Origin of the sequence: Pelotalea chapellei (genome assembly GCF_018531195.1) — a bacterium.
GTDB classification, from domain to species: Bacteria; Desulfobacterota; Desulfuromonadia; order Geobacterales; family Pseudopelobacteraceae; genus Pelotalea; species Pelotalea chapellei.
Genome location: NZ_JAHDYS010000010.1, coordinates 56,633 through 75,407 on the forward strand (window position 1 = coordinate 56,633; position 18,775 = coordinate 75,407).

Consider the following 18,775-nt stretch of genomic DNA (forward strand, 5'->3'; position numbering starts at 1 on the left):
GAGGAGAAGCAGGAGAAGCAGGAGAAGCATTTCACCTTAACCTCAATACTTAACTTTAACCTTAGTCTCAACCTGCCTTTACAGCAGCATGGTTTTTCGTGCCTGAGTCGTTTCTTTGCTCGGTTCCACCGGCAGACCGGCCCCCACATAGGCCGCAAATCCCCCTGTCAGGGGATGAACATCTGTCCAGCCATGATTCTGCAGTTCGTGGGCTACCTTGAAGGCGGCTTCGTCCCCTGTACATGTGGCGTATACGATCACAGGACGGTTTCGGGGGATTTCCTCAAGATGCTTTCCTACCTCATCGTCGTCGACAACAAGGGCTCCCCTGGCCTTCATCAGGGACCAGTCCCGGTGATGATGGTGGTGCAGGTTGATGAAGAAAAAATCTTCCCTCTTTTCAATGTGTTGTTTCAGTTCTTCAACGCTCACCTCAAAGGTGTCAATCATGGAAACCTCCCTCGCTTGAGTCATTGATTCAACAGATATTCTCAACGTAAAAACAAGAAGGGGCAGCTTCTTGTGGTTTTTTAGGAAAAGGGTATTTGCTTTATCATTTCCTCTGAAATGTCTTGCAGTCCGGATTTTTCTGCTGCCAGCCAACGGTTATTGAATCTGCCCTGCACTCAAGGGCTTCGTTGTGTGCGCAGTTGGCCATCTTACAGGCTCCGACTCCGCCTCGGGTGTCCGGAATCCCCCCTTCCATGGAGGTGGTGAAAAAGGTGTCGCAATGGGGTCCTTCCATCGGACCTCCAACGGTAATGGCCAGGGTGTGACAGGATTTATGCTTGTTATATGCGCAGTCGGTGACTTCGCATGAGTTGATTCGGGTCATCTCCATAGTATTCTCCTTGTGTGAGTGTCGTATGTATCTGCCCCTTCACATTTGCAGGTCATTTGATTCCAGCAGCTTCATTTCCAAAGTGTATCGCACATGCCAGGGAGGTCAAATGAGGGGGCAGGGACCAGGGACTGGAGATCGGGGACCGGTAAGACAGTATAGCAAAGTCTTGGGAGTGCTATGGATTTAATGGAAAACTGGTGTCATATGCAGAAATTACCGCGTTCCTTTTACGCGCGGGATACGGTGATGGTTGCAAAAGAACTTCTGGGAAAATATCTGGTGCACAGGTCTGATGATGTTGAACAGGTTGCCAGGATCGTTGAGGTGGAGGCCTATCTGGGGGAACATGACCTTGCCTCCCATTCATCCCGCGGACGAACGGGAAGGACGGAAATCATGTTCGGGCCACCCGGATATGCATACGTGTATCTGATATATGGAATGCACTGTTGCATGAATGTTGTTACCGAGCCGGAAGGACATGCTGCTGCAGTGCTGTTGCGCGCTCTGGAACCGGTGGCGCATGTATCCAGCCACACCCGCGGGCCTGGTCTGCTGTGCAAGGCCATGGGTATCGACAGAAAACTGAATGGCCATGACCTTGAAAGTGATAATTTTTTTCTGGGCGCACTGCCTGACGCCGAACCGGTGTCAATTGTCGCTGGGCCACGCGTGGGTGTGGCTTACGCCGGTTCGTGGGCAGACGAACTGCTCCGCTTTTACATTCGTGACAATCCATTTGTCTCAGGCGGTAAAACACTTCGGAAGCCATCAGGGGTTATCCAATGAATTTCCTGTTCCACCTCTACCTTTCCGGCGATGATCCTGACATTTTGACCGGAAATCTGATGGGTGATTTCGTCAAGGGCAGAATCAGTGAGGAGTATCCAGAGGGATTGCGGGCAGGTATGACGCTCCATCGTCACATTGATTCATTCGCCCAGGATCAGGAACTGTTTCGCCGCAGTCGGAATCGTATCGATTCTCGCTTCGGGCTGTGGCGGGGAGTGCTGGTGGACTTGTTTTATGATCACTTTCTGGCCAGAGATTGGCTGCTTTACTCGGAAATGCCGCTCCCGGCCTACCTTCAGGAGGTGCGCCGCGTGGTGGAAGTACGTTATCGATTGCTTCCAGAACGGATGCAGGGTGTATTGCCGATGATGTTCGAAGAATGGCTGCCTTCCTATGGAGAAGTGGAAGGGATCGGGAGGGTCTTGGAGCGCATGGCCCGTCGAGTTCGGCGTGCTAACCCTCTGGCTGGTGCGGAGTGTGAACTCGTAAGGAATTATGCGGAGCTTAGGAATGATTTCCGGGAGTTTCTGCCGCTGGTGCGGGAATTTGCAAAGAATTTCCGGCAGACTTGTTCATGTCACGATGAGTCGCTTTGTTCCGTCTGAGGGGGAAATGACCGATAGCTACTGCATTGTACTCGGGCGTGCTTCATGTATCTTTCGTAGTTCATTCGGTTTAACGGTTAAGCGCTTGACCTGTCGGGCGGCCTTATCGCCCGGTCACGGTCTGAGCGCAGGTTGAACTTGTAATCACCGCATAAAGCTTAATCCAAACATTTTATCTACAGCCAGAAGAGTTCCTAACACCCAAATGACAGATACAACTACCAGCACAATATAATCAATTAGATAAAAATCTCTATATTTGGACCTGTTACTAATAATGCCCGCAGTGATAACCATTGTTGGAATTAGACTACCAAGAATCTTGTCAAACAGGTTTGTTGGATTTCCAGTTGTTTGAATTTTGATAAAAATGTAACCAAAGGCTATTAAAATAATTCCGCTTAGTATTTTTTTAGACATGAGTCATTGGTTCCATTCTTATCGATGCTTGTTAGTTCAACGTCGTTTTGGCGCAGCGGCGGAGCGGTAGCGAAGACCGTCTGCCGCCGCGTGTTAGATGCTTTCCATTTATTTGATACTGACACCACAATTGAGACATTTATTGCTCAGAGCGTTATGGTATCCGCCACCAAAAATTAAGTTCAGTTTTTCACTCCCCGTATCTCCAACTCCTCCGCTTTTTGCTCCTCTGAAGAAAAGGTAGTGCCCGCATCTGGGGCACTTTGTGAACTGCAAATTAAAGGCAACAATAGCCAAGGCACCCATGTACCCAAAAAGGAAAAACTCGGGCAGGCTCGAAACCATTATAAGCAGGCCATAAGGAAGCCACATGCCAAACATCGCAAATAGGAGAAATCGTTTTTTGCTGGCTTTTGTTAAGCCTTTTTTTAGAACGCTTTCATCAATTGTAAGATACTCAGAGGGCTGAACTCTTGGCGGTTCAGATTCCAGTTTTCTGAACACACCTATGAATAATGCAGCGATTGCCCCGCCCAAAAACGCAAGTGACAGAGAAAATGGAAGCGAAAACTTCAAATCCAATTTCCGTTGGTCTCCGTACTGTCCGATAGAGACAAGAATCAGCATTACAACGAAAAATCCTGTGAAATATCGGAGGAATATGGTTTTGATCTGGTTCATTTCTGTTTCCGTTTCATCTAACTTGTTAATCTACGGTTTCCCTATATATAGGTAATTTGTTACCTATATAAGACTTTTGTTCCTTATATAAAACCCTGTTGCGACGCCTATATGAGACGCATTTGTCACTGCTGCTATGGTGTGGTAATTCTCGATTCGAGTAGAGTTCCGCGAATCAATCTGTATTGCACAAACCAAACTTTTAATTGTGCATCCCATCTCGCTCACATGCTTCGCAGTGCTCGCGAAGTTCAATTTCCTCAAAACGGACGAATACCGGGAAATGAGCCTTGTTTTAATGGTTACCCCTGCTTGCCAATTTAATTGTGGAACTATACGCAAACTATGATGGTCTGCAAATTAAAATTCATAAAAGGACTACGATAGGTGCGGAACCATACGGGATTGCGTGAGGATTTTCGAGGGGTTATGAGCACAGGTGCAATTGCGCAGTGAAATTCGGCAGAACTCACCTTTGCTGGGACCGGCCGCTATTTCGTTTTACCCTGCTCCTCGGTGATCAGCCGAACCTGGCGCTCATGGAAGAAATAGTAGAAGGCCCAGTTGAGCAGAACCAATATCCGGTTGCGGAAGCCGACCAGGTACATGAGGTGCAGGGCAAGCCAGACAAACCAGGCTGCGAAGCCCGAGAAGGTGCGGCCAAAGGCCATGGCCACAGCAGAACTGCGGCCGATGGTTGCCATGGATCCCTTGTCCCTGTAGCGGAAAGGGGGCACGGGCCTGTCGAGACGTTTTGCGAGTATGGCCCTGCCGGCATATTCTCCCTGCTGCATGGCAACCGGAGCAACCATGGGCAAGGGGGCGCCATCCTGCTCCAGATAGGCCATGTCACCCACAATGAAGACATCAGGATGACCCGCCAGGGTCAGGTCCGGTTGCACAGGTATGCGTCCGTTGGCCGCTTTGGGTATGTCGAATGCGGCAGCCAGTGGAGCGGCAGCCACGCCGGCTGACCAGAAGAGCGTGCAGGCAGGGATGATGGTTCCATCGGCAATAAAAACCTCTTTTCCATCTGCTCCGTTTACCCTCGTATTTAAAAGAACCTCAACTCCCATCCGTCGCAGTCTTTCCAGGGTATAGCGCCGCAGATTCTCGGGGAAGGGAGCCAGCAGGCGGTCAGTAGCTTCTACCAGTATGATCCTGGTTTCGCCGATGCTGAGTTCGGGGTAATCCTTGGTCAGAACGTAGCGGATCAGTTCCTGTAGCGACCCGGCGAACTCCACCCCGGTCGGTCCCCCCCCAACAATGATGAACGTCAGGCAGGCCCGCCTCCGGGCCGGATCCTTTTCTCGTGAAGCCTTCTCAAACAGGGTGAGAATCCGGTTGCGCAGCTCTACAGCATGGCCCAGCTTTTTCAAATCATAGGCATGTTGCTCAATGGTGGCCTGCCCGAAGAAGTTGGTGACACTTCCGGCCGCGACAATGAGGTAATCAAAGTCAATCTGTCCTTCCCTGGTGAAGAGCTGTTTTTTTTCAAAATCAGCTCCGATCACTTCGGCCATTCTGAAACTAACCCCTTCCCAGTGCCGAGTCATTGCTCTGATGGGATAGGCGATTGACTCTTGCTCCAGAGCCGCTGTGGCAACCTGGTACAAGAGCGGCTGGAACAGGTGGTAGTTCTGGCGGTCGAGCAGCATGACATCCAACCCTTTTCCGGCCAGTGTCCGGGCAGCTCGAAGTCCGCCGAATCCCATTCCTACAATCACTACTCGCTTCATTGCGTGTGCTCCGTTTCTCTGGATACTATTTAAAAAGTATCACACAGCAAGGTACTAAGCACAAGGATCCCCAAAAAACCAATTTTAATTTTTTCTGTTCTTGACAGGCAGCAGGCGGAGGTTAGACTTACATTACAACAATGCTCTTTCACAAATTGCTCTGGAATTATACGTGTCGCAAACGGTCTCTGCCGATTATCCAAAAACATTATTTTCCGGGTACAGATGCGGTGAGCAAGCCTTCAGCTGGAGAAGGAAGCCTTAAGCATTTTCTTGGAAGAAGTTAGAAATAAAGGGCAGCTCCACAAAAACGAAATGCGTGATTTCAGAGCTTAGCACTGGGTAGTGTTTCGTGTTGTTCAAGGCATTTAAAGTTCTGATCATGATAAGTGATCGGATCCGGAAAAGGGATGTACAGCAAGTCCTTGAATGCAGGCAGCGATGCATTATCCAGTGTGAAATAAAAAGCCCCGGAAAAAATATTTCCGGGGCTTTTTTTATTAATTGAACTTCTAAAAAGAGGCTGTTGAAAAACTCAGGTTGTTCAAAAATAGTCAGATCCTCGTCTCCGGAGAAAGTCCTGCGGAGGCAGCCCCCTCTCTATCTCTCCCCCGCTGGGGGAGAGCATGCCTTGTCCTCTCCCTGTGGGAGAGGGATTGGGTGAGGGCAGCAGCGCTACGCCGCACAAGGTGGCTTTCGAGGATGGCGGCGAGATGGCTGTTTTTTAACAACCTGCTAAGTTACATGCCTACTCCAGCAATAGCCGCCCCACAATCTGGGCAGGTGCCGTTACGAATCCTGTTTCTATCGATTAGAAATCCGAAACGTCCTATCAATAGGCTTGAGCAGGTGGGACAGGTAGTATTCTCTCCGCCTTTGCCCGGTATATTACCTTCATAGACATAATGCAACCCCGCAGTCCGGCCGATGTCCCGGGCGCGCCGAAGTGTTTCCACCGGTGTGCTGCGGATATCTGTCAATTTGTAGGTTGGATGGAACTGGCTCACATGCCAGGGAGTATCAGCTCCCAGGTTGCTGACAATAAACGAGGCAAGTGCTTTCAGCTCTTCATCGGAATCATTCATCCCAGGGATGAGCAGGGTGGTGATCTCGATCCAGATTCCTTGTCTGCGGTACTCGATAATTGAATCGAGCACTTCTGACAGGCGGGCATGGACGTTATCGCGGTAGAACTCTTCGGAAAAAGCTTTTAAATCGATGTTGGCAGCATCCAGAAAAGGGGCAATTGCTTCCAGCGGTTCTCTGCAGATGTAGCCGTTGGTTACAAATATGTTGCGCAGGCCTGCCTCCCGGGCCAGACGGGCTGTATCACAGGCAAATTCGAAGAATATGGTGGGTTCGGTATAGGTGTAGGAGATAGACGCACACCCGCCCCCGAGTGCCTTCTGCACAATCTGGTGCGGCGTCTGCTCCGGTCCCTGTACCGGTGCGGATGGTGCGACCTGCGAGATTGTGTAGTTCTGGCAATGGTGGCAATGGAAATTGCATCCAACCGTTGCAATGGAGTAGGAGGTACTGCCCGGCATGAAGTGGAAAAGCGGTTTTTTCTCGATGGGATCGATATGCTCGGCGCAGACTTTGCCATACACGAGGCTGTAGAGGATGCCTTCCCGGTTTTCGCGGACGGCACAGATGCCGCGGGCGCCATCCCTGATCACACAACGGAAACGGCACAGGCCGCATCGAACCCGATTTTCCTCCATCTTTTCATAAAACAGGGCTTCCTTCATGATCTCTCCCTCTGGTATGGATTCCTCATAGTATAACAGCCGGGTCATAGCGGTCAAACTTCCGTATTACCTGGTTTTTGGGGGCGGGGACTAGCTTTGCCGGTCCCTGGAGAACCTTGTAATGTACCGCTTCTTTAGTAAGCTTATGGTAAACATGATCCCCCATGGAGGAGGTTGTATGAAAATAGAAGAACAGGTCGTTACCACAGTAGCAGCAGTGCTGGAACAGGACCCGTATGTCAATCTCCATGAATTTCCTCTACAGCTCGACTTCGCCTCGGGCGTACTCACGCTTGAAGGAAATGTGGAAAATATCATGGCCAAAAAACGAGCTCTTGAAGTGGCGGGTGCCATATCAGGCGTAGACCGGATCGTGGATCGTCTCCGTCTGGTTCCGGCCAGCCCAATGCAGGATGGTGAGATTCGCGACCATGTCTGCAATTCCCTTGTCTCCGAAAATTATCTGGGCACGTGTGCCGTGTGGGCGATAGTGAAAGGCAAGGCCGAGGTGGTGCGCGAAGCGGATCAGGATATGGATGGTAATATAGATGTGGAGGTTCAGGATGGGGTAGTGGTGTTAAATGGTGCCGTATCAAGCCTGAGCGCAAAGCGAGTGGCTGGAGTGATGGCATGGTGGGTGCCGGGAAGCAGGGATGTTGTCAACGGGCTTGAGGTTATACCGCCGCAGGAGGATAGTGATGATGAGGTAGTTGATGCGGTATGTCTGGTTCTGGAAAAAGATCCGTTTGTCAATGCCAGCCAGATACGGGTCAGAAGCAGCGGGTTTAATGTAACTTTGGAAGGGGTTGTCAGGAATCAGCTGGAGAAGAAATTTGCCGAATCAGATGCATGGTACGTTTTTCGTGTGGACCAAGTGACCAATTTGCTGATGGTAAGCGAGTAGGATAAATGGAGAGATCACGATGAAGAGGTTACTGCTAGTTTGCCTTTTGGCAGCAATGATAACTGGGTGCGCCACGGGCAGATATGAGGCAAAACAGCCACAGGCCTATCCCTCCGCTCACCAGGCGTTTGACGCAACCTTCGGATGGGAAAAGGCTGTCACTTCGACAGGAATTATTGTGAACGGATATGCCCGTAATAACCGCTACTTTTTGATGGAGGACCTGGAGCTTAATCTAGCCCTTCTGGACAGTCAGGGAAAAGAGAAAGCCGATAAGGTATTTTTCTTCATTCCATCCCGGCTGCCACAGGATGATATTTCATACTTTGATATCACTTTGCCGGTGCAGCCGCAGTCAGGGGACAGGCTCAGGTTTCTTTACCGCTACAAGGGGATTGAGGATAGTGATATGGGTATTCGCTGGATGAGCAGTTTTGAGGTGCCTGCCCTGGAATAATGTTTTGCTGCAGAAAAGAAGCCGGGCTTTTTAGTGCCCACAATGCGAGTGCCGGGAGCGGTGGCTGAATCCTTTGATTATGGGACCCGCTATGCAGTGGGTGCATTCCACCTGCAATGTGGTGTGGGTGATATGGTATTTCTCCTGCAGTACGTGTTCGATGTTGTGAAGCAGTTTTGCCTGGCGTGTCTTGAATTCCGGCTTCACGTCGATATGGGCGGATAGTGCTACAATGTGTGAGCAGATGGACCAGATGTTGAGGTGATGGAGGTCGCTTACTCCTTCGATTTTCCTGATGGTGTTGGCAACATCGGTTACATGCATCCCTCGCGGAACACCCTCCAGCAGGATATGTGTCGATTCTCGCAGTACCCTTCCGGCACCATAGAAAACCACGCAGCCGATTCCGATGGAAATAATCGCATCCAGGATGAACCAGTTGGAATAGTACATGATCACACCGCCGACGATGACCCCAAGGGAAGCGGCTGCATCGCCGATTACATGCAGAAATGCACTATGCACATTGAGGTCGTCATGGGAATGTTCATGCAGGGCTGATGCGGACAGCAGGTTCATGATCAGGCCGATGGTGGCGATAACCAACATGGGCAGGCTGTTGACCTTTTCCGGCTGCATGAGGCGTCCCCATGCCTCGTAGAGAATCCCGGCAGCTATCAGAAAGATGGTAACGCCGTTGATGAGTGAAGCGAAGACCTCTGCCCGGTGAAATCCATAGGTCCGGGTTTCGGAGGCGGGCAGGGCAGACAGGCGAATCGCTCCCAATGAGAGTAACAGGGCGAACAGGTCGAGAAACACATGGGCCGCATCTGACAGCAATGCCAATGAGTTGGTCCAGATGCCGCCGACGATTTCGGCGATCAACGTTACCGTTGTCAGCAGGATCGCAAAGAGAAGCCGTTTGGTGATGCTCTTATCAGGAGTATGTGCGTCCATAGAAAAAATTCTATCATAGATGCAGTATGGAAATCAAAATGGCGGTTACAACTGCTTCTGTGAATTTCAATGGACCCGGGTTTTATGTCTGTTTCCGATCAGGATCGAGCTGATAATGGAAATTGTCAGAACACCGAAGATGACGCCAAGTGAAAAATGAACCGGGATCTCGAACCTGGTTTCGGCCAGCAGCATTTTCACTCCTACAAAGGCGAGGATGAATGAGATGCCTATCTTCAGGTACGCGAACATTCCCATAACATTTGCCAGCAGGAAGTAGAGTGCCCTGAGACCCATTATCGTAAAAACGTTGGAGGTATAGACGATGAAGGGGTCCCGGGTGACGGCAAAGACAGCCGGGATGGAGTCGAGAGCAAAAATGACATCACTTGATTCAACCATCACCAGAGTCAGGAAAAGCGGTGTAGCGGCGCGCTTGCCACACCTGCTGATAAAGAAGCGATCGCCGCTGTTCCTTTTGGTGATGGGTATGAATTTTCGTACCAGCTGCACGAGCAGGTTCTTTTCCGGTTCTACTTTGTCTTCCCCGCCAAAAGCCATTTTTATCCCGGTAAAGATAAGAATGCCGCCGAAGATGTAGATCATCCAGTGGAAGGCATTCAAGAGTTCAATTCCCACAAAAATAAAGATGGCCCGCATGACAAGGGCACCGATGATGCCCCATTTAAGAATCTGGGGTTGATTCTTTTTGGAGATACTGAAGTAAGAGAAAATCATGATGAAGACAAACAGGTTGTCAACGGAAAGTGATTTTTCGATAACATAGCCGGTAAAGAATTCCAGGGCTTTGGTCTTGCCCATGTAGTAATAGATCCCGCCATTGAAAAGCATGGCAAGACTTATCCATATTCCGGTCCAGGTGAGCGCCTCCTTGTAGGAAACCTCATGGCTTTTCCTGTTCAGGCCCAGGTCTATGAACAGCATGATCAGTATGAGGATGTTGAATGCCATCCACATGAATGCTCTATCCGTCATCTCTTCTCCATCTTTACATTCCTTTTAGTTTCCAAAGCGTGAGCACACCGAAGGTCAGGAACATGATGCCGGCACTCCGGTGTATCCAGCAGAGTGGGATGTATTTTACAAGCTGTTTGCCGGCGAAAATCCCCAACAGTGAAACGGTCCATAACGCGAGGGTCGAGGCGCTGAAGACCATGGTCAGCTGCGTCAGACTGGCAGAATGCTGGGCCGCCTGGCTGGCGGTCACCAGCTGGGTCTTGTCCCCCAGTTCGGCCATGAAAATCATGATGAAGGCCGTGCGTGCCGCGGAAGAGGCAGTGGGAGGACGGTTTTCGTCATCGTCGCCATCACAGGCATGCCTAAGGGTGCTGTAGCCGAAATAAAGAAAAAGCAGTCCCGAAACTAAGGTAACCCAGAAGATCGGCAGCAGCAGAAACAGCACCTTGCCCACCAGCACGGCTGCCAGATTCAGCACGACAAAGGCTGCCGCTATCCCCACAAAGATTTTTTTCCAGGGATAGCGCAGGGCAAGTGCCATGGCTGTCAACTGGGTCTTATCGCCCAGTTCGGCCAGAAAGATCAGGCCAAAGGTGCTGAGAAAAATGGTGGAATTCATTACGCAACAGTGCTCCTTAATAGAATAAAACTACTGTGCCATGCGCTTCAGCACGTTTTCCAGCTTGCGCAGCTCCTCGCCGTATCCGGCCCAATCCCCCTGACGCTGCAGAGTCATTGCTTTTTCATAAATGCCCATGGCTTCTTTGGCCAGAGTTGCAGGTGAGACAGTACTGCCAACCACCGGCGTGGCGGCGGCTCTTGCTACTTTTTTGCCGCTGAAGAGACGCTGCAGGGCCAGTTCGAGGTTCTCTTCCATGACAACCTCATCTCCGAACGCGACAATAACACGCTTTAGTTCAGGCAAGCCACCCTTGTCTGCTGCTGCCAGAAAGAGCGGCTGCACGTAGAGCAGGGATTTCTCGATCGGTATTACCAGCATGCTGCCCCGGATAACCTCCGAGCCACGCTGGCTCCAGAGTGTAAGCTGCTGTGAAATAAAAGAATCCTGATTGATACGGGCATCGATCTGTTTCGGGCCATAGACCAGTCGGTCCCGTGGAAACGTATATGCCCTGATTTTGCCGTAATTGGTGCCATCGCAGCGTGCGGTCAGCCATGCGGCCAGGTTGTCCCTTTTGGATGGGGTAAAGGGGAGCAGCAGAATGTATTCCTCCACTTTTTCGCCGGGCAATTTCATGACCGTGTAATACGGCTCCATCGTTTTCTCATTCAGCACAGGGACTTGCCAGAGATTCTCCTTGTTATAAAAGGTTTTGGGGTCTGTCATGTGATATGCGGTGAACATCGCAGCCTGAATCTGGAGAAACTGGTGTGAGTAGCGGACATGGCTGCGCAGATCATCAGGCATCGCTGATAGAGGTTTAAACAGCTTTGGAAATATCCTGGCGTAGGTCTTGATCAAGATATCATTGGGATCGCTGATGTAGAAACTCACCGAACCGTCATAGGCATCCACCACAGCCTTTACCGAATTGCGCATATAGTTGACGCCGCCCTTGAGCGGCGTGGAATAAGGGAGACGATCCGATGCGGTATAGGCATCCACCATCCAGACTAACTTGCCATCCTTCCGTACAACCATGTAGGGGTCATTGTCAAAACGGAGAAAGGGAGCAGCCGCCTTTAGCCTTTCACGGATGGTGCGATTATAGATGATGCGACTTTGGGCGGTGATATCCGAGGAAAGCAGGATTTTTTCGGATTTGAATCTTGCCGCGAAAAGGATTTTTTTCCAGAGGGAATCCATGGGCACACCACCTGTGCCGGCATAGGTGGTGTTGATGTTGCCTGTGGCTGTGGGATAGCTGAATTCAGGGATTTTGGTTTTGACAATTACATAATCGTTGGAGAGCTCGCCATAGTAAATCTCCGGTCTGGTTACCTTGATGTCGGCAAGACTGACTGCTGGAATATCTTTGACGAAAAATTCGGGCAATCCTTCTTTACTGATCCGGCTGACCGGGCCAAAGGTGATGCCGTTGCCGTGGGTGAAAATAAGCCGTTCATTAATCCAGTTCCTGCTTGGCAGATCCGCATAGGAAAGTTCTCGGGGAGAAAGCATGACTTGGCTGTAACTGCCGTTTACCATGTAGCGGTCATTGTCCACGTCGTAAAACTTGTAGTAGGTCCTGATCTGCTGCAGCTGGCTGTATGTCTTGAGTAGCGGGGCGTGATCCCAGAGACGGATGTTCTTGATGGTGGCATCATTGTTGGCAATATCCACTGTAGAGAGCTTCTGGTCCACATCAAAAGGAATAGTCTCGATCTTGTCCAAATCATAACCGAGGCGGGTGAATCTGATGTTATTCTCGATGTAGGGTGTTTCCAGGGCCAGTTCGTTAGGTGCCACCTTGAACTGCTGCAGCAGCAGGGGATAGACGCGCATACCGACCCCATGGATGGCGACAACGATGATGACAGGAGTCACAGCCATCCGCCAGGCGCCTTTCCAAAAACCGGTTGCCACGATGATGCCTGCCAGGGGAGTCAAAAACACGAGGACCTTGAGGGTGAGCAGACGGGCGTGAACATCGGCGTATCCTGCTCCATGAAATGTGTTGCGACCATCAAGCAGCAGGCCGAAACTTTCCAGGTAATAACCTGAAGCCAGAAGCAGGGAGATGAGTCCCACAAGAATAGCGAAATGTTTTCTGGCGGCCTCGTCGACATTAACGCCTCGTGGAGTCAGTAAAATCGCGCCACGAACAAAATAGACTGCAATGATCAGGACTATGGTGGCGGTCAGCATGAAGCCGGCAAAACCCTTGAGCAACTCCAGGAATGGCAGGCTGAAAAAATAGAAACCAAGGTCCTTGCCAAGAACCGGATCATTTGTTCCCATGGTCAATCTGTTGGCGAACAAAAGGGCGTTCTCCCAGCGCGCCGCTCCCCACTGTCCGGCAATCAGGGCCAGTACAGCAGCAGATGCGACTGTAAGCGGCCTTACCAGGCGCTCGGCATCTGCCCGGTTGAAGCGATAAGAGCCACCAATGATAAACTCACTGGCGTGGGGAATTTGCACCCTGTTGGCTACCTTCAGGTTGCCCAGCACAAAGGCGAACATAAAAATGCCAAACAGCAGCGCGCTCCCGGTTTGTGCTGTCAGAGAGGTTGTAAATACTTCGGTGTTGCCGATCTCTGAAAAAAACAGCCAGTCTGTCAGGAGCTTCACCAGGGAGGAGGCAAAGGGGATGATGATTGCTGCGGCAACAAGAATAAGAATGAACCGGTTTTTTCTGACCATGATGACCTCTCGCTAAGGACCTGCAAATAAGCACCGTCCATGGTGATTCACCATGGACGGTGGCCGTCGTCAGGGTAAACAGAAATCAGCGTGTCTGGTTTGGTTTCCTGCCTTTGATGAATCTGAACAGCAGATAGCCAAGTCCGGCCAGGAGCAGCATTTCAAACAAGCCGAATCCGCTCCCCATTCCACCACCGACACCGGCACCGGCGCCTGCCATGCCACTGAACAGCATGCTGCCGAGCATGCCACCCATCATGCCGCCCGCCATGCTCCTCATGAAACCGCCCCCAGCCTGCTGCTGAAATGGTCCGACTGATGGAGCGGCTTGTCGAGGCTGGGAAGGTTGATAGGACGGCCTTGCCGGAGCAGAGTAGCTGCGTGATCCACGACTGCCAAAGGAACGGCTTCCGCCGGCCCTGGCATGGGCTGTAACTTCCATGACTGTGATTGAAAAAAAGAGGACTGCTGCAAATATGGTAAAGCCGCGAAGTAAATTCATGATGTCTCCAATTGAGTAGAATTATCGTTTAGTTGCTTTCGCCGTTGCCGGCTTCATAGGGATTGTGAAGCTTGACCGGGTGACTGCGCCGCAGCCGCAGGTTGAGCATTTCCACCAGGACCGAGAAGGCCATGGCAAAGTAGATGTAGCCTTTCGGTATGTGCATGTCCAATCCGTCGCCGATCAGTGCCACACCGATCAGGATCAGAAAACTGAGCGCAAGCATCTTGATGGTTGGATGGCTTTCCACAAAGGCGCTGATCTTGCCGGAGAAAAACATCATGAATCCGACCGCAATTACTACGGCTGCGACCATGACGCCAAGTTTGTTGGCCATTCCCAGGGCGGTGATAATGGAGTCGAGTGAAAAGACGATATCCAGCAGAAGGATCTGCACGATGATCGCTCCGAAGGTGGTGGCGGCTTTGACAGAAGTATGCGCCTGCTCGCCCTCAAGCTTCTCATGGATTTCCATGGTGCTTTTCCACAGCAGGAAAAGGCCTCCGCTCAGGAGGATCAGGTCGCGTCCGGAAATTTCATTTCCGAGCACCGAGAAAAGCGGTGCCGTCAGCCCCATCAGCCAGGAAAGCGAAAAGAGCAGGCCGATACGAATGAACATTGCCAGCCCAAGGCCAACAAGGCGGGCTTTCTCCTGTTGTTCTCGCGGCAGTTTGCCGGCCAGGATCGATATGAAAATGATGTTGTCGATGCCAAGTACGACCTCCAGCGCGGTAAGAGTTGTCAATGCCAGCCAGACTTGCGGATCCATCAGCCATTCCATATTAAAAAATTCCTCCTGTTAGTTAGTATTCTCAATAAAATCAGGCATCAGTCCATGCACAGGGCGCGGCGCTTGGTGCTCCAAAGTTCGATGGCTTCACGCATGATGGTGGAAATACTTTTCGAGGTGGTTTTGGTGAGTTTTTCCAGACGCTTTCGTTCATCGTCACTGATGCGCAGAGAGATGATGTTGTGCAGCTGTTCCTTCTTGATCTTCTTTTTCCGGAAGGTTCTGGGTTCTTTAATAACATTATTCTTTGAATTTGACATGACTTTCCTCCTTTGGGGTTAGGTGAGTTCGTTTTTCACTGGTGTGGGGATGATTTCCTGTAGGACATGGTTTCCAACCGGGCAATGCGTTCTTCCATGGGGGGATGGGTGGAAAAAAGCGACATGAGGCTACTGCCGGTAAGCGGGTTGACGATGAACAGATGTGCCGTAGCCGGTTGGGCTTCCTGCATCGGTACTGCCTGGGAAGCGTTGTGTAATTTGGCCAGGGCATTAGCCAGCATGCGTGGATTACCACAGATTTCGGCGCCGGTTGAGTCCGCCAGATACTCACGGGAGCGGGACACAGCCATTTGGATCAGCATGGCGGCGATCGGTGCGATGATTGCCATGGCCAGTGATCCGATCAGGCCGCCAGCGCCGCTCTCTTCGTCATCACTCCGTCCGGCGCCGAACATGGCGCCCCATTGCAACATGTTGCCCATCATGGAGATGGCACCGGCAAAGGTGGCTGCGATGGTTGAAACCAGTATATCGCGGTTTTTTACGTGGGCCAGTTCGTGAGCCATGACACCCTCCAGTTCCTCTGGAGTAAGAATGCGCAGGATTCCTTCAGTGGCTGCCACGGCGGCATGTTGCGGATTTCGGCCGGTGGCAAAGGCATTGGGACTGTCCGAGGGGATGATGTAAACCTTGGGCATGGGCAGCCCGGCTCGGTCGGCAAGGCGGCTGACCATGCCATGAAAGAAGGGATAGCTTTCGGAGCTGACTTCCTGTGCGCCATACATGCGCAGCACGATCTTGTCCGAATACCAGTAGGAGAAGAAGTTCATGGCGCAGGCCATGAAAAAGGCGAAGACCATGCCGGTCTTGCCCCCGATGGCGCTGCCCATGGCTACCATGAGCAGGGTAAGCAGGGTGAGCAGAAGGGTTGTCTTGAACGTGTTGAGCATTGATACCTCCGACGATGTTGGTTGTCGCCGGGGTAAAAAAAAAGACCTTTACCCACGGCGTGATTACGCTTGGATAAAGGTCTTGCTTGCGATAAATATCGTTCCTTGCCCGAGTCTTGCGACTGTGTTGACGAGCGAAGGTTCAGCCATTTCTCCGGCTGATAGCTACTCCCCTTTATTACAGAGGTTAATGTAATGATTCATTAAGAGGTTGTCAAGGGCATTTATTTACTTCCCGCCACCGTAGCTGTGCAACCCGGAAAGGAACAGGTTGACGCCCAGGTAACAGAAGATCGTGGCTGCAAAGCCGATGATCGAGAGCCAGGCAGCACGACGACCGACCCATCCCCTGGTGAAACGGGCATGCAAAAAGGCGGCATAGACGAACCAGACGATCAGGGACCAGGTTTCTTTGGGGTCCCAGCTCCAGTAGGTGCCCCAGGCGTAGTTTGCCCATGCGGCTCCGGTGATGATTCCCAGTGTGAGCAAGGGAAAGCCGACCATGATGGCCCTGTAGTTAAGGTCATCCAGTACCCTGGTAGGAGGAAACATGCTGATCAGGCTTGCTTCTCCCGCCTTCTGGCTGCTTTCGTCATGGTTGGCCCTGATCAGGTACATGATGGAGATGCCACAGGCAACGGCAAAAGCGGCATAGCCGAGAAAGCAGGTGATGACGTGATAGAGGAGCCAGTTGCTCTGAAGCGCAGGAACCAACGGCTCAATGCCGGTATTCAAACCAAGTTGTGCCCATGCCATGCCGAGCAGAGCGAACGGCATCACGAAAGCACCGATTACCCGGTATTTATAGCGGATGTCCAGAAGTGCGTAGATCAACACGATGGTCCAGGAAAAGAACACCACCGACTCGTACAAGTTGGAAAGCGGTGCATGTCCAACGCCAAGATCATAGGATTCCTTCCAGCGCAGACCTATGGCAATTGTTTGAGCTACAAGGCCACCGTAAGCGACTGATATGGCCGCGGTGCCGAGAGCTTTGGCGCGGCTTGCCAGAAATACGAAAAACAGCAACATTGAAATCAGATAGGCAAAGGTTGTTATGTTGAACAGAAGCGAGCTGGTCATCGAGTTTTCTCCTTGGTGAGGTCAGTAGTAAGTTTATCAACCAGTTGCTGGAAGACTGGCTGGAACGCTGCCTGGTTTTTGCTGCTATTGCCGGCCACAGTAATATGGCCGTTCTGGATACGCACCCACACACGTCGATGGGACATGAAAAAGGCGACATAGACGCCGATCACCATCAGGAAACAGCCCAGCCATACAACCCAGACTCCCGGGTCCTTGGCCACCTGAAGGCCGGTATACATCTTCTTTTGTGCGCCCTTGTAGTGCATGACAAGCTTGCTGCCATGCTGTTTGGCATAGGAAACGTTCAGCTCGGGATGATTGGCATATACCACAAAAGAGTCTGTTGCTCCGGAAGTCGAGTGTACCTCGACCTGGGCTGCCGGACCGGATAATCCCGGGGCAAAAGCCGAGACGTCGTCAGTGGCCTGGGTCACATGCATGCTGCTTCCGTCTGGAAGCGCCACCGAATCCGTCCCAGGGACCGTTACAGGGACAGAATTTTTGCCCTCCGTATCAGTCATGGTAAAGAAGTGGGTGCCGGCATCACCGTAGCTGGACTGGTAGAATGTGATTCCTTTGTACTGGAGCGGGTCATTTACGATGACTCGGGCATTGGTGTAGTCAGGTACCGGTTTTCCATTTTCCAGCACCGTCAGAATACTTTTGAATTCTTTCGGGGCGCCGTTGGGATAGGTGCTTACACTGAACTGCTCGCAGCGTATTCCAAAACCCAGGTCAAGCTCCTGGCCGGAACGCAAGCCTATTTTGGTTATGGTCTCTCCTTCGGGAATACTGACATAGCCCTTGTAGCCGAACAGGGAACCGATCATGGCGCCGATAAAGATCACTATCACGCTTAGATGAACGATGTACACAGCCAGCCTGCACCAAGGAGATTTTTGTGCAAAAAGATGCCAGGCACCATCGACCTCTGTGATTACCGGCTGTGCGAATTCACTCTTCAAAAAGGAGGAAATTCTGTCTTTCAGGGCCTCTGGCTGCTCAGACGATTTGATTGATGCCACATTGGCAATGGACTGTTCCTGCCCGCTGCTTAAAGTGGTTGTGGGATGGGTGATAATCTTTAGGATGTGGGGCAACCGCTTGATCGAGCATGCCACCAGGTTGACGGTTAGCAGGTAGAGCAGCAGAATGAACCACCACGAGTGGTACATGTCGAAAAATCCCAAGGTTTTGTATACTTGCAGCTTGGTCGCACTTATTTGGGCCACATATTCGGGAGGAGGCGCGCCCTGGGGTATGATGGTTCCGATGATTGAGGTGATAGCAAGGGTGATCAGCAGGAACATGGTCAGTTTGAGTGAACAGAAAAAATCCCAGAGGGACTGCAGAACATCACGATTTTTAGTTGTCACTTGATAGCTTCTCCTTGAGTGGGAAACATTATTTTGATCGGTAAAGAAACATATTTAATCGCCGGTAGTCGCTGTGCAAGCGATCTGGGTAAAAGTCAGGTGTTCTGTGGAGGTACAAAAATGCTGCGATAGACTTGGGTCAGGGACCAGGTTGGATCAGGAAATCGAAGAGTCGTTATGATCGGTGAATATATGAAGCGAAAGCTGGAAAAAACTGCATGGCAGGCGCAGCTACAATTCATTTCGCAACAGTCGGTATGCTGTTGGTCAGAAACAGGACGATCTGGACAGGGTAAAGCGGTTGCTTGTTTGAAACAAATGGTTTCGGCCTGGAAGGTTTTTAGGCTGTTTGTATACGAAACTGCATGGGCAGGATTACTTGCCGGAAGAATCAGAT

Annotated in this window: 20 protein-coding genes; 4 read left to right on the plus strand and 16 right to left on the minus strand. The window is 51.1% G+C overall.

All coding sequences use genetic code 11. The features are described from left to right. Nucleotides 1-78 precede the first annotated feature (78 nt). Together KJB30_RS11650 and KJB30_RS11655 are read right to left on the minus strand one after the other, a co-directional pair. On the minus strand, nucleotides 79-450 hold the full coding sequence (locus KJB30_RS11650; RefSeq protein ID WP_214299410.1) for a rhodanese-like domain-containing protein: 372 nt from the start codon (nucleotides 448-450) through the stop codon (nucleotides 79-81). 103 nt (nucleotides 451-553) lie between these two features. Then, on the minus strand, nucleotides 554-841 hold the full coding sequence (locus KJB30_RS11655) for a DUF1540 domain-containing protein (RefSeq protein ID WP_214299412.1): 288 nt from the start codon (nucleotides 839-841) through the stop codon (nucleotides 554-556). A gap of 180 nt (nucleotides 842-1,021) precedes the next feature. On the opposite strand from KJB30_RS11655, the gene KJB30_RS11660 reads away from it, so the two are divergent. Both KJB30_RS11660 and KJB30_RS11665 read left to right on the plus strand, forming a co-directional pair. Then, complete coding sequence (locus KJB30_RS11660) at nucleotides 1,022-1,633, plus strand: DNA-3-methyladenine glycosylase (protein ID WP_246545652.1); 612 nt, start codon at nucleotides 1,022-1,024, stop codon at nucleotides 1,631-1,633. Then, complete coding sequence (locus KJB30_RS11665) at nucleotides 1,630-2,241, plus strand: acyl carrier protein phosphodiesterase (RefSeq protein WP_214299414.1); 612 nt, start codon at nucleotides 1,630-1,632, stop codon at nucleotides 2,239-2,241. The genes KJB30_RS11660 and KJB30_RS11665 overlap by 4 nt, the downstream gene beginning before the upstream one ends. Before the next feature lie 144 nt (nucleotides 2,242-2,385). Here KJB30_RS11665 and KJB30_RS11670 read toward each other — a convergent pair whose 3' ends face one another. From KJB30_RS11670 to amrS, 4 genes are all read right to left on the minus strand, one after another. After that, entirely contained in the window at nucleotides 2,386-2,661 is a 276-nt protein-coding gene (locus tag KJB30_RS11670) for a hypothetical protein (protein WP_214299416.1), read from the minus strand. Nucleotides 2,662-2,769: 108 nt separating this feature from the next. Continuing rightward, nucleotides 2,770-3,342: a hypothetical protein gene (locus KJB30_RS11675; protein ID WP_214299424.1), complete on the minus strand. Its 573-nt coding sequence runs from the start codon at nucleotides 3,340-3,342 to the stop codon at nucleotides 2,770-2,772. Between the two features lie 491 nt (nucleotides 3,343-3,833). After that, entirely contained in the window at nucleotides 3,834-5,081 is a 1,248-nt protein-coding gene (locus KJB30_RS11680) for an NAD(P)/FAD-dependent oxidoreductase (RefSeq protein ID WP_214299426.1), read from the minus strand. A gap of 740 nt (nucleotides 5,082-5,821) precedes the next feature. Then, nucleotides 5,822-6,832 carry an AmmeMemoRadiSam system radical SAM enzyme gene (gene amrS, locus KJB30_RS11685; protein WP_214299427.1) on the minus strand — a complete coding sequence of 337 codons (1,011 nt, stop codon included), beginning with the start codon at nucleotides 6,830-6,832 and terminating at the stop codon, nucleotides 5,822-5,824. 178 nt (nucleotides 6,833-7,010) lie between these two features. On the opposite strand from amrS, the gene KJB30_RS11690 reads away from it, so the two are divergent. Continuing rightward, nucleotides 7,011-7,736 (plus strand): BON domain-containing protein, encoded by a 726-nt coding sequence (locus KJB30_RS11690; protein WP_214299429.1) that lies wholly within the window; start codon nucleotides 7,011-7,013, stop codon nucleotides 7,734-7,736. Between the two features lie 19 nt (nucleotides 7,737-7,755). Next, complete coding sequence (locus tag KJB30_RS11695; RefSeq protein ID WP_214299431.1) at nucleotides 7,756-8,193, plus strand: hypothetical protein; 438 nt, start codon at nucleotides 7,756-7,758, stop codon at nucleotides 8,191-8,193. A 30-nt stretch (nucleotides 8,194-8,223) separates the two neighbouring features. Here KJB30_RS11695 and KJB30_RS11700 read toward each other — a convergent pair whose 3' ends face one another. The 10 genes from KJB30_RS11700 to resB all read right to left on the minus strand — a co-directional run bounded on the left by KJB30_RS11700 (nucleotide 8,224) and on the right by resB (nucleotide 18,378). Next, the gene (locus tag KJB30_RS11700) at nucleotides 8,224-9,150 is read right to left on the minus strand and encodes a cation diffusion facilitator family transporter (protein WP_214299433.1); all 927 of its coding nucleotides are present in this window, start codon (nucleotides 9,148-9,150) and stop codon (nucleotides 8,224-8,226) included. A 66-nt stretch (nucleotides 9,151-9,216) separates the two neighbouring features. Beyond that, nucleotides 9,217-10,146 (minus strand): TerC family protein, encoded by a 930-nt coding sequence (locus tag KJB30_RS11705; RefSeq protein WP_214299441.1) that lies wholly within the window; start codon nucleotides 10,144-10,146, stop codon nucleotides 9,217-9,219. Nucleotides 10,147-10,159: 13 nt separating this feature from the next. After that, on the minus strand, nucleotides 10,160-10,747 hold the full coding sequence (locus KJB30_RS11710; protein ID WP_214299443.1) for a TMEM165/GDT1 family protein: 588 nt from the start codon (nucleotides 10,745-10,747) through the stop codon (nucleotides 10,160-10,162). Nucleotides 10,748-10,777: 30 nt separating this feature from the next. Further along, nucleotides 10,778-13,453: a UPF0182 family membrane protein gene (locus KJB30_RS11715; protein ID WP_214299445.1), complete on the minus strand. Its 2,676-nt coding sequence runs from the start codon at nucleotides 13,451-13,453 to the stop codon at nucleotides 10,778-10,780. 85 nt (nucleotides 13,454-13,538) lie between these two features. Next, nucleotides 13,539-13,955, minus strand: coding sequence for a hypothetical protein (locus tag KJB30_RS11720; RefSeq protein WP_214299447.1), 417 nt, complete (start codon nucleotides 13,953-13,955; stop codon nucleotides 13,539-13,541). Between the two features lie 28 nt (nucleotides 13,956-13,983). Next, complete coding sequence (locus KJB30_RS11725) at nucleotides 13,984-14,736, minus strand: TerC family protein (protein ID WP_214299449.1); 753 nt, start codon at nucleotides 14,734-14,736, stop codon at nucleotides 13,984-13,986. Between the two features lie 47 nt (nucleotides 14,737-14,783). Then, a complete protein-coding gene (locus KJB30_RS11730; RefSeq protein ID WP_214299451.1) occupies nucleotides 14,784-15,005 on the minus strand; it encodes a ribbon-helix-helix protein, CopG family in 222 nt (73 codons plus the stop codon). 35 nt (nucleotides 15,006-15,040) lie between these two features. Further along, on the minus strand, nucleotides 15,041-15,916 hold the full coding sequence (htpX, locus tag KJB30_RS11735; RefSeq protein ID WP_214299453.1) for a zinc metalloprotease HtpX: 876 nt from the start codon (nucleotides 15,914-15,916) through the stop codon (nucleotides 15,041-15,043). 228 nt (nucleotides 15,917-16,144) lie between these two features. Further along, nucleotides 16,145-16,999, minus strand: coding sequence for a c-type cytochrome biogenesis protein CcsB (gene ccsB / locus KJB30_RS11740; protein WP_214299455.1), 855 nt, complete (start codon nucleotides 16,997-16,999; stop codon nucleotides 16,145-16,147). Continuing rightward, complete coding sequence (gene resB, locus KJB30_RS11745) at nucleotides 16,996-18,378, minus strand: cytochrome c biogenesis protein ResB (protein WP_214299457.1); 1,383 nt, start codon at nucleotides 18,376-18,378, stop codon at nucleotides 16,996-16,998. The genes ccsB and resB overlap by 4 nt, the downstream gene beginning before the upstream one ends. Between the last annotated feature and the right edge of the window lie 397 nt (nucleotides 18,379-18,775).

What these genes read in the sequence shown, in the direction of transcription:
- KJB30_RS11650 (WP_214299410.1), bottom strand. Translation starts at nt 450, where the DNA reads ATGATTGACACCTTTGAGGTGAGCGTTGAAGAACTGAAACAACACATT.
- KJB30_RS11710 (WP_214299443.1), bottom strand. Translation starts at nt 10,747, where the DNA reads ATGAATTCCACCATTTTTCTCAGCACCTTTGGCCTGATCTTTCTGGCC.
- KJB30_RS11705 (WP_214299441.1), bottom strand. Translation starts at nt 10,146, where the DNA reads ATGACGGATAGAGCATTCATGTGGATGGCATTCAACATCCTCATACTG.
- KJB30_RS11655 (WP_214299412.1), bottom strand. Translation starts at nt 841, where the DNA reads ATGGAGATGACCCGAATCAACTCATGCGAAGTCACCGACTGCGCATAT.
- KJB30_RS11695 (WP_214299431.1), top strand. Translation starts at nt 7,756, where the DNA reads ATGAAGAGGTTACTGCTAGTTTGCCTTTTGGCAGCAATGATAACTGGG.
- htpX (WP_214299453.1), bottom strand. Translation starts at nt 15,916, where the DNA reads ATGCTCAACACGTTCAAGACAACCCTTCTGCTCACCCTGCTTACCCTG.
- KJB30_RS11665 (WP_214299414.1), top strand. Translation starts at nt 1,630, where the DNA reads ATGAATTTCCTGTTCCACCTCTACCTTTCCGGCGATGATCCTGACATT.
- KJB30_RS11660 (WP_246545652.1), top strand. Translation starts at nt 1,022, where the DNA reads ATGGATTTAATGGAAAACTGGTGTCATATGCAGAAATTACCGCGTTCC.
- KJB30_RS11725 (WP_214299449.1), bottom strand. Translation starts at nt 14,736, where the DNA reads ATGGAATGGCTGATGGATCCGCAAGTCTGGCTGGCATTGACAACTCTT.
- KJB30_RS11700 (WP_214299433.1), bottom strand. Translation starts at nt 9,150, where the DNA reads ATGGACGCACATACTCCTGATAAGAGCATCACCAAACGGCTTCTCTTT.
- KJB30_RS11690 (WP_214299429.1), top strand. Translation starts at nt 7,011, where the DNA reads ATGAAAATAGAAGAACAGGTCGTTACCACAGTAGCAGCAGTGCTGGAA.
- KJB30_RS11720 (WP_214299447.1), bottom strand. Translation starts at nt 13,955, where the DNA reads ATGAATTTACTTCGCGGCTTTACCATATTTGCAGCAGTCCTCTTTTTT.
- amrS (WP_214299427.1), bottom strand. Translation starts at nt 6,832, where the DNA reads ATGAAGGAAGCCCTGTTTTATGAAAAGATGGAGGAAAATCGGGTTCGA.
- KJB30_RS11670 (WP_214299416.1), bottom strand. Translation starts at nt 2,661, where the DNA reads ATGTCTAAAAAAATACTAAGCGGAATTATTTTAATAGCCTTTGGTTAC.
- KJB30_RS11730 (WP_214299451.1), bottom strand. Translation starts at nt 15,005, where the DNA reads ATGTCAAATTCAAAGAATAATGTTATTAAAGAACCCAGAACCTTCCGG.
- KJB30_RS11680 (WP_214299426.1), bottom strand. Translation starts at nt 5,081, where the DNA reads ATGAAGCGAGTAGTGATTGTAGGAATGGGATTCGGCGGACTTCGAGCT.
- KJB30_RS11715 (WP_214299445.1), bottom strand. Translation starts at nt 13,453, where the DNA reads ATGGTCAGAAAAAACCGGTTCATTCTTATTCTTGTTGCCGCAGCAATC.
- KJB30_RS11675 (WP_214299424.1), bottom strand. Translation starts at nt 3,342, where the DNA reads ATGAACCAGATCAAAACCATATTCCTCCGATATTTCACAGGATTTTTC.
- ccsB (WP_214299455.1), bottom strand. Translation starts at nt 16,999, where the DNA reads ATGACCAGCTCGCTTCTGTTCAACATAACAACCTTTGCCTATCTGATT.